This window comes from Streptomyces sp. NPDC005728, from assembly GCF_040630895.1.
Taxonomy (GTDB): domain Bacteria; phylum Actinomycetota; class Actinomycetes; order Streptomycetales; family Streptomycetaceae; genus Streptomyces.
Genome location: NZ_JBEXYL010000152.1, coordinates 1 through 13,908 on the forward strand (window position 1 = coordinate 1; position 13,908 = coordinate 13,908).

The following is a 13,908-nucleotide window of genomic DNA, read 5'->3' on the forward strand; positions in this document are numbered from 1 at the left end:
GCCCAGGCGTCGCTGAGCAGGTCCCCAGTCAGTGGTGTCCGGCGGGGTCAGGACGAGCCCGTCCGAGACCTCGGGGGCGGGGTCGTGCGGCGCGGCCGACGGCCCTTCGTCCGCAGAGGCCGGTGCGGGCGGGAATCGGCTGGTCGACGGGGGTTCAGGCGTAGGCGTCCTCGACAACGACGCGTCGCACTGTGCGCAGCGTCGACTGGAGACTGTCCAGATCAGTCGAGCCGAGAGCGAGGCGGAGCGCCTGTGGTGTGTGCTTCGAGGTGGTGAAGGGCTCTGCTGTGCTTACCGAGATGTGCTGACGCGCGAGGGTGGCGGTCAGGCGATCGGCGCGTGCGTCGTCGGGCAGCGTCAGCCATGTGAAGTAGGACGAAGGGTGGCTGATGAGTGGTAGGCCTGCCAGTTCCTGTCCGGCGAGTGCTTGGCGGGCCTTGGCGTCGTCTCGTTTCTGCGCTTCCAAGTGGTCCACCGTGCCGTCCTCGATCCAGCGGCAGGCGATCGCGGTGGTGAGGGCCGGGGTGTTCCAGGTGGTCGCCCGAATCGCGCGTTCGAGCGACGGCACCCTGGACGGCGGGGCGACGAGGAAGCCGACCCGCAGGCCGGTGGCGACGCTCTTGGACAGTCCCGAGACATAGACGGTGATGTCCGGCGCGCTTGCAGCCAGAGGCGGTGGAGGGTCTTCGACCAGGTAGGCGTATGCGGCGTCTTCGATGATCAGCGGACCGTGCCGCCGAGCGATCTCGATCAGACGGGTGCGGGCAGTTGCCGGCATGACCCACCCCAGAGGGTTGTGCAAGGTTGGCATGGTGTAGATCGCGCGCACAGGGCGGGTGGCGCACAGCTTCTCGAAGGCATCGAGATCCGGCCCGTCGGTGGTTGTGGGTATGGGCTCCAGGTCGAGATGAAAGGCATGCGCGAGCACCTTGAAACCCGGGTAGGTGAGTGCGTCGACCGCGACGACGTCGCCGGCGTTGAGCGTGGCCATGACGGTGATGGCCAGGCCGTGCTGTGCACCGTTGACGATGAGGATCTGATCCGCGTCAGGAGTGATTCCTCGACGCCTCAGGTGTCGTGCGATCGAGGCCCTGTCCTGGGAACGCCCTCGATGTGGTTGGTAGCGCAGCAGCGAGTCGAGTTCACCGGAGGTGGCCACCTCTCGCAGAGCCTGCCGTAGGAGATCGGCTTGGCCGGGCAGCGACGGATAGTTGAAGTTGAGGTCGACCGCATCCGTGGCGACGACTTGCTGATCGATGCCGTGACCGGCGGGAACCGCGATGTCACGCACGAACGTGCCGCGGCCCTGTTCCCGGCTCACCAAGCCCCTCGCTTCCAGCTCGGCGTACACCCGCGTCGCGGTCACCACGGCGATGCCCTCACGGGCGGCGAGCCCGCGGTGTGTCGGCAGCCGCATTCCTGCGGCGAGCCGGCCTGTCCGGATGTCGGATGCGAGCGCGTCGACCAGGATTTTGTACCGCGAGGCTGCCATGTACCGGATTGTATCCATGACAATTCTTTGACTGTCCTGTTCGCGGGTCCTTACCGTCAAGACCCACTCATCCGGAAGGACAGCCGCCGTGCACATCGCCATCCTCACCTTCGAGGGCTACAACGAGCTCGACTCCCTGATCGCGCTGGGTGTGCTCAACCGCATCAAGACCGACGACTGGCGCGTCACCATCGCCACCCCCACCCCCAAGGTGACGTCGATGAACGGAGTGGTCATCGAACAGATGTCCACTCTTGAGGAGGCGTGCGCCGCTGACGCCGTCATCGTCGGCAGTGGCATCGCTACGCGCGAGGTCGTCGAAGACCAGGCGATCATGAACATCCTGCGCGGCCTGGACCCCTCGCGCCAACTCATCGCCGCGCAGTGCTCCGGCGCGCTCGTGCTGGCCAAGCTCGGCCTGCTCAACGACATCCCCGCCTGCACCGATCTGACCACCAAGCCCTGGGTCATCGCCGCTGGCGTCGAGGTGCTCAACCAGCCCTTCTACGCCAAGGACAACATCGCCACCGTCGGCGGCTGCCTCGCCTCGCACTACCTCGCCGCCTGGATCATCGCCCGCCTCGAGGGCAACGACGCCGCCGAAAGCGCACTGCACTATGTCGCCCCGGTCGGCGAGAAGGAGGAATACATCGAGCGCGCGTGGCGCAACATCACCCCCTATCTGCCCGCTCCCACACCGGCGCTCGTCTGAAACGACCAGTCGCAAGCCGTGACCGGCCAGGAAACCCTTCCCCGGCCTGCGGGGACAGCGCAGGGCGGGGTGTTCGGGGTCGAGGTCGGTGACGCTGGCGACGATCCGCCGCCAGCCAGCGGCTGTGGCGGTCGCGCACGCATCCTCGGAGAAGCGGCCCTGCAATCAGGGGCGCCCCAGCTCGGCCGCGTCCTCGAAGGCCAGCCGCAGGGTGTCGGAGGAGATGGCCGGTGAGGCCTCGCCCGGCGGCAGCGCGGGGGCCAGGGCACGGAAGACCGCGTGCACCGCGTCGGGCCCGTAATCCCAGATGTTCTCCGTCGCCCGCAGCAGCGCGCCTCCGCGGGCCAGCGGTTCGACCGCGAAGAATGCGGCGCTGTCCCGGAGACGGTCGACGCCACCCAGCGCCTCCACGACGCCCGGGGAGCAGACCGTGATCCACGCGTAGCCGCGCAGGACCGAGTCCAGCTCCGGGAAGGTGTCGTCCTGGAAGAGACCCAGCGTGGCTTCCAGGGCGGTGCGGTCTGTGGCGACTTCCGCGTCGTCCGCGATGCTGCCGAAGAGAAGCGACTCGTGGGCGTGCGCCTGTGTGCTCAGAAATGCGGTCCAGCGGTTCTGCGCGTCGATTCTGGTGCCGGGATCGGTGAATTCCTCGGTGGTGCGGTCCACGACGAGCACGATCCAGTCCGGAGCGTCCCGTTCGCGTACGACGGAGACGTCCAGCCAGGGTTGACCCGGAAAACCGTCGCTTCCCACCACGGCCAGTTGCACCTTGGCCTGGGGCGGCATTTTCTCCACATCCCGAAGGAATGTCCGCCAGTTCTTCGGTGACCAATAGGTCTCGACCTGACGCCCGGAGGCACGGGTGACGAGCAGTGAGGCCCAGAAACTCCCGGGAGGTCCGTACATACTGTTTCCCCCGGTGATGGCCGAGGCGCGGGCGGAGAGGTCCAGGTCGTACCCGAACTCCTCCCCCAGCGCCCCGGCCAGTTCGGCCAGGGCCGCGGTGAACCATGCCTCGGCCACCGCGCGGTAGGCGGAGCCGTCCTCGGGGCAGGGCAGGTTGACCTCGGCGCGCAGACTCGCGTTCAGCCTGATCTCCTGCTCCATCGCCATGTCCTGCCCCTTCGCTCCGCCGGTTGTCCACCGGGCCCCACGGACGTCAACCGCAGGCTACTGCACCACGATCGGCGGCCTGAGCAGCCGATCGTGGTGCGGGGACGTCACGCCGGGCTGAGGAACAGCGCGGTCAGGAAGGCCAGTGTCGCGATCGCCCCGGACGTGTTGGTGTCCGGCGTCGACACCGTTCCCCAGTCCCAGCCCCACTCGTTGTTGGTCTCCCCGCCAGGAAGCGGGGCGTGCTGCGTCGCCCCTGGTGCCGGCTGGTAGGGATTCGCGGGCTGGGGCACCCGTTCGGGAACGGTCGTCGGATTCGGCACCGGCACCGGAGACGGGGACGGCTTGTCGATCTTCTTTACCTTGTCGTACGTGTACACCTCGATTCCCGCGGCCTTCGACGACGAGCGGACGGTGATGAGTTCATCGCCCTTCAGGCTGGGGGCCGACTGCGACAGCGGGAACTTGAAACCGGCGACGACCTGTCTCTTGTCCCCCTTCGCCCGCAACTGCTTGGTCAGATACTTGATGTAGTTCTTGAGCTGTGCGGGTCCCGTGGACTCCGCCGACGGCTTCGACGACTTGTAGTTGGCCGACTCCTTGTGCTTGATCTCCCAGACGTAGACCTTGTCGTCCGTCCAGTAGATGAGGTCCGCGTACCCGGTCTTCTTCTTGCTCTCGTTCTTGACGTTGATGCTGCCGTACGAGCCGTGCTTGATGGCGTTCGCCTTGCGGCTCGTGGTCACGGCTCCGTGACCGTTGCCATGGGACAGGTCGTAGAAGCGGACCGCCATGGCCCGCAGCAGCACCGCCATGTCGTGGCGGGAGTTCCACAGCGTGCGCCAGAAGCCCCCGCCGAACAGGAAGTCGAAGAACAGCCCGGACGGATCGCTGTACGCGATGGGGTTGTTGACGCTGTAGCTGTAGCCGTTGAGGCTCTGCGGCAGATACGGCGTCGCCAGTGGGTCGGGAGAGAGGAACCTGCCCAGACCCGGGTCGTAGAGCCTCGCCCCGAGGAGGGAGAGGCCGGTGGAGTCGTCCTCGGCCTTGCCGAGGAAGCCCCGGTCCATGCCCGTGGGCAGCGCGGTGCTGCCCCGCTGTTCACCGAACGGCAGATAGCGCCGCCTGGTGACCGCCCCCGTAGCCTGCGCCACCATCAGCTGGGTGGAGCTCTGCGTGTCGGACATCAGCCAGATGAGCGTGCCGTTGGTGGTGCCGTCCGCCACGCGCACGGCCACCGCGGTCTTCTCCAGCACGTAGTAGCGGCTGGCCTTGGTTCCGGTGGCGGTGGAGTGCAGTTCCTGGCCGTCCAGGTACAGCACCTTCTCGCTCTTGCCGGTCCGCAGGACGACATTGCCCTCGACGTCGTAGACGTACGTCGACACCTCGTCGCCGGTCGGCTTCTGCTGCGTGACCTTGGTCAGCCGCTGCTGTGCGTCCCAGTCCAGGGTGGAGCTCACCCCGCCGACGGTGCGCGAGGTCAGCTGGCCCTTGTCGTTGTAGCCGTAGCTGTCCGTGCCCGAGGAGGTCGTGACGGACGTGACCGCGTGCGGGTGCGGCTGGCCGGCCGTGTAGGTCGACTCGTCGGCGCTGTAGCCCGGGTACTTGTAGTCCTTGACCGTCGTCCCCGTCGCCGTGGTCGCGGTGACGGACTGGATGTTGCCGAGGCGGTCATAGGTGTACTGCTGCTGGTAGGGGTCGGGACCCGCGAAGTCCGACTGCGGTGTGGCGCCGCAGGTCGTGGCCGCCGTGGTCCAGGCCGCCTTCAGCCGCTGGAGGCCGTCGTAGGTGTAGCACTGCTGCTGATTCGCGGTGGTCTCGCGCAGCGCGGTGACGGTTCCCGCGTCGTTACGGGTGTAGGTGTCCTCCTGGACCTTGGTGGTGGTGCCCGACGTGAGCGTGTTGGTGGTGACGCTCTTCAGCCAGCCGGTGCCGCTCGCGTCGTCGTAGGCGAAGGTGCGGGTGGCACTCGTGCCGGTGCCCGCGGTGCCGTACGAGCGGGAGATCGTCCGGCCGAGGTCGTCGTAACCGACCCCGGACACATAGGTCGCCAGCCCGCTGGAGAGCTTGGTCGGGTCGCCGTACACCGAGCGCTGGACGGTGGCGGTCTCCGCGGGCAGTCCGCCCACCGCCGGGTAGTCGACCGAGGTCGTCTGGTCGTTGGCGTCGTAGTGGTAGCCGAAGGAGTAGCTGCCCTGGAAGCCGTTGCCGTCGCTGGGGACGACCGTCGTCTTCGAGGTGGCCCGGCCGCGCGCGTCATAGGCGTCGACCTTCGACACATAGCCGTAGCCGCCCGCGTACGAAGTGGTCGAGGCCAGCAGGCCCTTGCCGCCGGTCGCGGTGTCCCACTTCCACTCGCTCAGCAGCGTGGCGCCCGAGGAGACCGACTTCTGGCGGTTGAGCTGGTCGTACGCGTGGGTGAGGACGGTGGTGCCGTCCGTGACGGTCTCGACGTTGCCGTTGGCGTCGTACGTGTTCGTGCTGACGCCGCTGTCGAGATCCTCGGTCTTGAGGCGCTCTCCCGCCCAGTTGTAGGTGTAGTGGGTGGTGTTGCCCCGCGCGTCGTGGACGTACTTCAGACCGCCGCTGCGCGTGTACTCGTACTCGCTGGTGTAGGACTCGTTGCCGTTGTGCTCGACCACCTTGACGGTCTGGCCGTCGACGTCGGTGTAGGTGTCCTTGGGCTCGCCCACCGGCGGGACGACGGTGGTCAGGTCGGCGCCGCCGTAGCTGGTCACGGTCTTGTTCGCCGACTGCGCGACGTTCTTGACCAGGATCTGCGACAGCGTGGTGCGCCCGGCCCAGTCCACCTGCAGGTCGTTGTAGGCCGGGATGTCGGCGACCGCCGGATTGACCATGCCGGAGCCGGCCGCCTGGCTGTTGTAGAACTCCGCGGACGTGCCGGCGACATTGCCCGACGAGTCGTAGCGGGTCACCGCCACCGTGCGGCCCGTGCCCGACGATGCCGGTATCTGCGTCTCCCGCGCCCGGCCGAGGCCGTCGACGTAGCCGATCGACTTCAGGAAGGTGGTGCCGGACTGGAGGATCTCGGTGGTCACCTTGGCCGGCGCGCCGGTCGCCACGTCGGGGACACCCGTCGAGGAGGCGGCAACCGGGACCTCGTAGGAGAACTTCATCGACGGTGTGCCGTCGGGGTAGTTGGCGGACTCGGTCGGCTTGAAGACCTGGATGGTGCGACCGAGCGCGTCATAGACGACCCGGCTGGTGTTGCCGTTGGCGTCCACGGTCTTCCACGGCTCCCCGAAGAACCGGGAGATGTACGTGGTCGAGGTGAGTGCCGTCCCGCCGGTCGGGGTCGGGGTCGTGGTGGTGATGCCGTCGATCGGCCAGGACGTGCTCGGGTTGTACGTGGTGGTGGTCAGGTTCTGCTTGCCGTCCCACGTCTTGGTCTGGCGCCCGGCGTCGTCGAAACCACCCTTGGTGGTGCGGTAGTTGGTGGCGTCGGTGTAGGTGCGGACCTGGGTCTCGTTGCCGTCGGTCAGCTTGGCGTCGTTCTCGGACTGCGCGGTGGCACCGTCGAAGAGCGTGACGGTCCGCTTGTCCTGGTGCAGGGTGTCCTGCCCGTTCGCCTGGTCCTGGGACTGGGTGGTGCAGGAGACGGAGTAGTGCCGTTCGTCGTCCTGGTACACCATCCACCGCTTGGTGCCGGTGGTGTCGAGCTGGTCGGTGTTGTAGGCCCGCCCGTACTCCGTGCAGGTGTTGTCGGAGACGTTGGTCTCACCCCAGTCGTCGACGCGCATCGGCACACCGAAGGTGGTGGAGGCGGCCTCGGTGTCGTCGTACTCGTTCTCGACGATGTGCTCGCGCCAGGTGGAGAGGTCCGTGTCGGTGGAGTCGTAGACCTTCTCCAGCGTGCGCGTCTTGCTCTCCCGGATGAAGCGGGCGTCCGGCAGACCCGTGTACTGGGCGGTGTTGTGCATCCAGTACTCGTGCCACTCCCGCGCCTGGGACTTGTCCGAGCTGTCGCGCGTGGAGGTCTCCAGCGGCTTGCCCGCCAGCCATGCGGAGTCGGTCCACTCGGTGCCCTCGGAGTCGGTGACCTTCACCGTGCGGGTCTGCGAGGGATCCGTCTTGGAGGTGCGGTCGCCGTCCAGGCCCCGGTACAGCCAGTTGTACGTGGAGTGCCGGTTGGAGTTGGCCCCGGTGGTGACGAGCACCTTGCCGTAGCCGCGCCACTCCGACCAGGACTCGTCCGTGTCCTTGGCGATCGGGTCGGCCGTGAACCGCCAGCCCGGGGCGCCGTCGTACTCGTACGTCGTGGTCATCGCGGGATCGCCGTCCCCGAGGTCACCGGGGTCCACCACGACCTGTGTCACGACGAACTTCTTGAACCAGCCGGTCCGTTCGGTCGTCTGGCCCTCCGGCGTCCACTTCTGCCAGAAGCACTCGAAGGCGTTGTTCGACTCCGAGGGCAGGTTGGCCGCGTCGCACTGCCGGGAGACGTCGCCGTCGGAGGCGTGCCCGTAGGTGACGGCCACGCTGGACCCCAGGTCGGTGAAGACCTTGTTGACCCGGCGGAAGTTCAGCAGCGAGCCGCCGACCTGGTTGTCCAGGTACTCGCCGTTGAAGTTGATGGTCGGCAGGGTGACGTCGTCACCGGCGTAACCGCGGCGCTGGATGTAGTCGAGCCAGAGCGTGCCGTCGATGGCCCCTTCAGGGTTCATCAGGGCGTACTTCATCTGGTACTGCGTGACCAGGTCCCAGCTCGCCGCGTCGTTGTCGCGGACGTAGGTCTTGATGTCCCAGAGCATTCCGCGCTGGAAGAACGTGGGGAAGTACGTCTTGCCCGCGCAGGTCTCGCCGTCCTCGGGACCGTCGCAGATGAGGTCGACCGGAACATCCGGGTAGGACGACGGGGACGAGTCGATCGTCGGGCAGTCCGGCGTGGTGTTGTCCAGCGGGTCCTTCTCGTTCATCCGCTCGACACAGCGGTTGACGTGCTGGAACTCCACCTTGGCGGGGAGTTGGGCGCCCGCGATCTGCGAGGACCAGCCGTACTCGATCCGGCTCAGATACGAACCCGCGTCATAGGAACGGGCCTTGTCGGCCGCGGCCACCGAACGGTAGTAGTTCTGCTCCTTGTCGTAGAAGTAGGAGTTCTCCACCTCGTTGGGCGTCACCACCCGGTCCAGGCTCCAGCGCCAGGCCTGCTTGCAGGGGCTGGGGTACGAGCTGTTGCAGGGCTCGCCCGCGTCGTCGCCGATGACCGGGACGGTCAGCACCGAGTTCGTCTTGCCGGTGGTGCGCTCCGAGCGGCCCCAGCCGAAGTAGTAGCGGGTGCCGTCCTGCTGGGTGATCACCCAGAACTCGTCCGTGTTGTCCGAGCCGTAGCCGCCGTTGAGCTTCTGCACCTTCCAGCCGGGGTCGTCCTGCATGTGGAAGGAGCCGGTGCCGGTGTTGTCCTGGATGAGCTCCGTCGTCATCCCGTTGATGTTGATGACGTACACGGCGCCGTTCGGGTCCGCGGACGAGTTCGGTGAGTCCCAGCACAGGTCGCCGAAGGTCGGATGCCCGTCCTGGGTGCAGTTCTTGTAACGGCGCTCGATGTAGCCGAGGTTCAGGTCCCAGCCCATGCCGACCCAGGAGGCCTGGTTGTTGGAGGCCGACGTACGGCCGTCCACCGACTGGGAGTTGTAGGTCAGCGCGAGGTCCGGGGCCTCACCCATCGGGGGTTCGGGCACCTCGATCGGCACCTGGTAGGTGAACGCGCCGGAGCCCATCGACACGTCCCACTTACCCGTGGGCGACAGCGTGCTCGCCCGGTAGTCGCCCTTGTCGGACGACGAACCCGTGGTCAGCGCGTAGACGGAGGGCTCCGCGAGAGCCGCCATGCCGGAGTACGTCTCGATCTGCGGCGCGGCCTCGACCGTCGCCGTCAGCTGCTGACCGTCCGTGTCGTTCTTCACGGGTACGTAGCTGCCGCTCTGGCAGGCCTTCGCCTTCGGGTTGGTCGCCGCACAGGCCGGCAGCCTGATCAGGCGCAGCCGGGAGGCGAAGTCACCGCCGTAGGCGTGGGCGAATCCCGAGTAGTCGATGGAGAGTTCCACCGGCGCGGCCGTCTGCCCGCCGTCCCGGCGCGCGAGCCGCACCGCGAGCCCCAGACCGCCGGCGGCCTCGGCCTTCGTGCGCCCCAGCACCTCGACGTCGACCTTGGAGGGCGCGGGGCGCGCTGCCGCTCCCTTGGCCTTCGTGGAGTGCCTGGCCGTGCGGACCGACACCACCGATCCCTTGGCCGCCTTGACCGGCGAGTATCCCAACGACACGGTGTCGTGGCCGGACTTGGGCCAGGTCACCTTCGCCGGCTTCTTCTGGGACGGCTCGGCCACCTGCGGCACCGGGCTGTCCATTTTTCCGTTCGGCACGCTCGGCTGTTCGCCGCTCGGCAGCGCTGCCGCCGCCGAGGGCGCGAACGCCACAACCGACAAAAGCCCTGCCAGCAAAGCCTTGCTGAGCAAGGCAGCCACGCTTCGAGAACGCATGCGTCTCACGAAGCTCCCACCTCTCACACGAAACAAAGATCAATACAATGCTCGCCGAGGGTAAGAATTTCTCATCTGTCATGTCTAGATCATCAAAACGGGCATGCGTCATCTCACGGTCAACTCACCGCCAACTCATCGTCAACTCGCCGACATCTCACAGGTGTAGCTGGTAGTCACACGCTCCCTTCTGGCAACATCCGCTCGACAGATATATGTTCGATCGGCGTCAGGGGGGTCTGGTGCGCTCAGCATCACGCCATGGTCCAAGCCGTCTCGCCGCGGCTCTCATCTCGGTCTCGCTCGTCGCGGGCCTTCAACTCGGTTTGGCGGACAGCGCGTCCGCGGCCGTCACGGCGGGCCCGGTCTTCAACAAGCCGACCGGCACCGTGTCCGAGCAGCAGGCGATACGCACACAACTGCTCGACTACATCAACCAGTCGCCGTCGGGATCGTCCATCAAGGCCTCGGTCTACCACTTCTGGGACACGGAGCTGGGCCAGGCCATCGCGAACGCCCGCGCCCGTGGCGTCGACGTCCAGTTGATGATGGACGAGAGCGACGTCAGCGACAACGCCGATGACCCGACGTACGGAATCCTGAAGACTGCGCTCGGCACCGACCGCACCCAGAGCTCCTTCGTCGGGCTGTGTCCGGTCGACAAGTCGTGCCTGGGCGAGCCCTCACAAGGCGCCTCGATCAACCACAACAAGTTCTGGCTGTTCTCACAGCTCGACGGGGCGTACGACGTCGTGGTGCAGACCTCGTCGAACCTCACCCCGTCCAGCTACAGCCGGTTCTGGAACGACGCCTACGTCGTACCGAGCAACGTGACGATCTACACGGCGTACAGCAACTACTTCGCCAAGCTCGTGGGTCAGGACTGGGCCAACTGGCAGTACAGCACCACCACCAGCAGCCCGTACAAGGCCTACTTCTTCCCTCGTCCCGCGGACGACCCGTCTCCGGGCGACACCATCACCGGCGTCCTCGACAACGTCACCTGCACGTACACCCAGGACGGCACCACCAAGCACACCAAGGTGCGGGTCGGTATGTTCAAGCTCACCCGGCTCCCGGTGGCCCAGAAGCTGGTCGCGCTCAAGACCGCCGGCTGCACGGTCGACATCGTCTACTCGCAAACCGACAGCGGCTCCTCCAGCGGCACTTGGGAGACCCTGCACGCCTCCGGCGGTCCCACACTTCACTGCTACAACTGGGACGACGACAGCGACCCGGACACCCCCTCGCGCATCATCCACTCCAAGTTCCTGCTGATCGAGGGCAAGTACGACGGTGCCACGGGGCAGAAGGTCCTGTGGACCGGCAGCCACAACTACACAGGTCCGGCGCTCACCAAGAACGACGAGGCGCTGCTGAAGGTCGACAGCGACGCCGACCACGATGCATACGTCACGGACTTCAATGCGGTGAAGGCGGCGGCCGTGCCGGGAACCGTCGACGACACGAACGCCTGCAAGGGCGTCACCGGTACCCCCGAGACCTGATCACTCCGCAGCCGGGCCGGACGGCGCCCCCTCATGCTGCGGCCCGCAACGGCCGCAGCACCTTCCGCGCCACCCGCCGCAACCGCGGGAATTGAGGCGTGCGCGGCTTGCTCCCGATCGTGACCGTTCCGGCGGTCGTCGGGAAGTAGCAGCTGTCCGGTATCCCGGCGGCCGGGTCTCGGACGTGGGGTAGCCGACTCAACAAGCGGCTCGGCGCCCTGCCGGTCCGCCCCGGCAAGCTCAGCGGCGCAGGAAGTGGCGGTACGCCTGCACCTTCGCCGTCCGGGACAGGCCGGGCCTGGCGAAGTGTTCGAGGGCTCCGATGCAGATGATCGCATCGTGGGGACCGTCAGGAGTATGTGCTTGCCAGCCCTCCTGACGGACTTCGATCTGCGGATGGTGGGGCTATCGTGCTGTGGCGGCCTGCGCTGCGCTGGGATTGAGACCGACTTCATGGTGGACGTCGTGGTGCTGGACGAGGCGGCGCAGGGCACTTCCCCAGCCACAACCGATGTCCAGTACACGGGTGCTTCCGGCAGCCCGGGCTTGTGCGACGTGATACCCAATCTTGCGCTGCTGGGCGGTCTCCAGCGAGTCGCCCTCTTCCCACAGGGCGCAGGTGTAGGTGAGGGACGGGTCGAGCCAGAGCTCGAAGAACTGCCTGGACAAGTCGTAGTGGTTCTGCAGGGCCGCGGGGGTGGCCCCTCTATACCGTGTGGGCACGTACGTTCCTCTTCACGTCAACGGCGTCCTCTTGAGAGCGGGAAGCAAGGGTGTCCCGCTCGGATGTGGCGCCGGGCTGTTCGAGGTGGTCACGCTGCTGTGAACGCCAGGACAACGTTGTGTCCGCCGAAGCCGAAGGAGTGGCTGACCTCGGTGCGTACGCCCTGACGGCGGGGCTGTTTGGTGACACAGTCGATGTCGAACTCGGGTGCGGGCGCCTGGAGATTGGCGATCGGCGGTACGCGTCGGTGCTCGATGGTCAGGATCGTGAGGGCCGCCTCCGGAACCTGGCTCAGCAGATGGCGGGCGTGGCGCATGCGGCATCTCTGCCGCGATACTCCGGGCAGGACCGCGCCGATCGCATCGACGAGGCCCGCGTGGGCGTCGGGAATGACGAGCTGGACGCCGTGCAGGCCACAGGCGATCAGCGAGCGCAGGAAGGCGAGCCAGCCGGCGCCGTCCTCGGCGGTCACACCTGACTGCAGGACATCCGCGGTCGCCAAGCCACGCTCAGCCGGCCCCGCCAATGACCGCATCCTCGACGAAGCCGAAGCTGACGCGATCCCGGATCCCCTGCACGTCGCCGCCGTCTTCGACCTGCATCCCGACACCGATCAGCGATATGTCGACGGCCTTCCATGGCCGCGCCGACTCGCCGGTCACCGAACCGGGAAGGATATAGCTCGCCTTCAGGGTCTGGTTGACCTGGGGTTTTGAGGTCTGGTCGCGGTGGGCGGCGTCCCTCCTGACCGCCGACCTTTCAACCGGTGGTCCTCCGCCCAAGGTCCCATACCGTCGGCGCGCGGTGGCTTTGTAGAGTCAGTGCATGATCTTCACTGCCAGCGAAACCAATGTGGCCGTCGTCCTGGGCCCCGGCGGGCCGGTCGGCACCGCCTGGCTTCTTGGCCTCGCCGCCGGGTTGCGCCGCGCGGGCGCGGACCTGGCGCGCGCGGACCTGCTTGTCGGTACCTCGGCGGGTGCGATCGCCGGGGCGGCCCTGGCCGCCGGGCGGGACCTGGACGAACTCGCCGCCCTGCCGCCCACACCCCCGGGCAGACGGGCAGGGGATCCGACCGTCATGCCGCGCGTCTTTGAGATCCTCAACACGCCCGGCACAGACCCGCGCGAGGCACTGCGCCAAGTCGGCACGCTCGCCCGCGAGACCGACGCGCTACCGGAAGAACAGCACCTGGCTGCCATGGAGCACCTGGTCGGCACCCCCGCCTGGCCGGACACTCCGCTGCTGGTCACCGCCGTAGACACCGAAAGCGGTGAGCCGACCGTCTGGAGTCGGGACAGCGGCATCCCGCTGCACACCGCCGTCGCGGCCAGCAGCGCCGCACCCGGCTACGCCGCGCCGATCACCATCGGTGGGCGGCACTACATGGATGGTGCGCTCGGCGGCGGCTCCAACGTCCACCTCGCCGACGGTGCGGGCGCACTGATCCTCCTTGAACCGATCGGGCACATGTTCCCGGCCGCGCCGCTGAAGGCGGATATACGGATCAGGCCGGACGAGGCCGCGCTGGAGGCGTTCGGGCCAGACCTGGGCAACCGGAACCGGTGGACCGAGGTCTACAAGGCCGGGCAGCGTCAGTCCGCCGACATCGCCGACCAGCTCAGGCCACTCCTGCCCCCTCAATTCCCGACCTGACCGGCATCGCCAGTCAAGCTGCCAGGACGGGCACACCCCCACCATGTGACCGATCCGGTCACCGGGCACGTCCGAGGATGCCCCGGCCTTCAGGCCGGGGAGGAATCGGATTCCTGCGGAGCAGGGCAGAGGCAGCCGGATCGCCGCCAGGGCGATCCGGCGTCCACCCGACGACTGGGTGAGGCAGCCCAACTGTCAGTGCCCCC

General features: G+C 67.4%; 8 protein-coding genes and 1 pseudogene. 3 read left to right on the forward strand and 6 right to left on the reverse strand.

What is annotated here, in order from left to right:
* Window positions 1–154: 154 nt before the first annotated feature.
* Window positions 155–1,492, reverse strand: a complete 1,338-nt coding sequence (locus ABZ471_RS44535; protein ID WP_359074873.1) for a PLP-dependent aminotransferase family protein — start codon at window positions 1,490–1,492, stop codon at window positions 155–157.
* A gap of 88 nt (window positions 1,493–1,580) precedes the next feature.
* On the opposite strand from ABZ471_RS44535, the gene ABZ471_RS44540 reads away from it, so the two are divergent.
* Window positions 1,581–2,204 carry a DJ-1/PfpI family protein gene (locus tag ABZ471_RS44540; RefSeq protein ID WP_359074874.1) on the forward strand — a complete coding sequence of 208 codons (624 nt, stop codon included), beginning with the start codon at window positions 1,581–1,583 and terminating at the stop codon, window positions 2,202–2,204.
* A 165-nt stretch (window positions 2,205–2,369) separates the two neighbouring features.
* Here ABZ471_RS44540 and ABZ471_RS44545 read toward each other — a convergent pair whose 3' ends face one another.
* Both ABZ471_RS44545 and ABZ471_RS44550 read right to left on the reverse strand, forming a co-directional pair.
* Complete coding sequence (locus tag ABZ471_RS44545; protein WP_359074875.1) at window positions 2,370–3,317, reverse strand: hypothetical protein; 948 nt, start codon at window positions 3,315–3,317, stop codon at window positions 2,370–2,372.
* Window positions 3,318–3,424: 107 nt separating this feature from the next.
* Complete coding sequence (locus tag ABZ471_RS44550) at window positions 3,425–9,685, reverse strand: RHS repeat-associated core domain-containing protein (protein ID WP_359074876.1); 6,261 nt, start codon at window positions 9,683–9,685, stop codon at window positions 3,425–3,427.
* A gap of 458 nt (window positions 9,686–10,143) precedes the next feature.
* Between ABZ471_RS44550 and ABZ471_RS44555 the strand changes: the two genes are divergently transcribed.
* The gene (locus ABZ471_RS44555) at window positions 10,144–11,325 is read left to right on the forward strand and encodes a phospholipase D-like domain-containing protein (protein WP_359074877.1); all 1,182 of its coding nucleotides are present in this window, start codon (window positions 10,144–10,146) and stop codon (window positions 11,323–11,325) included.
* Window positions 11,326–11,730: 405 nt separating this feature from the next.
* Here ABZ471_RS44555 and ABZ471_RS44560 read toward each other — a convergent pair whose 3' ends face one another.
* The 3 genes and pseudogenes from ABZ471_RS44560 to ABZ471_RS44570 form a co-directional block, all read right to left on the reverse strand.
* Complete coding sequence (locus ABZ471_RS44560; RefSeq protein ID WP_359074878.1) at window positions 11,731–12,048, reverse strand: class I SAM-dependent methyltransferase; 318 nt, start codon at window positions 12,046–12,048, stop codon at window positions 11,731–11,733.
* Between the two features lie 89 nt (window positions 12,049–12,137).
* A pseudogene (locus ABZ471_RS44565) lies at window positions 12,138–12,518 on the reverse strand (transposase); the annotation flags it as partial.
* A 40-nt stretch (window positions 12,519–12,558) separates the two neighbouring features.
* Window positions 12,559–12,711 carry a hypothetical protein gene (locus ABZ471_RS44570; RefSeq protein WP_359074879.1) on the reverse strand — a complete coding sequence of 51 codons (153 nt, stop codon included), beginning with the start codon at window positions 12,709–12,711 and terminating at the stop codon, window positions 12,559–12,561.
* Window positions 12,712–12,874: 163 nt separating this feature from the next.
* On the opposite strand from ABZ471_RS44570, the gene ABZ471_RS44575 reads away from it, so the two are divergent.
* A complete protein-coding gene (locus ABZ471_RS44575) occupies window positions 12,875–13,702 on the forward strand; it encodes a patatin-like phospholipase family protein (protein ID WP_359074880.1) in 828 nt (275 codons plus the stop codon).
* Window positions 13,703–13,908: the final 206 nt, after the last annotated feature.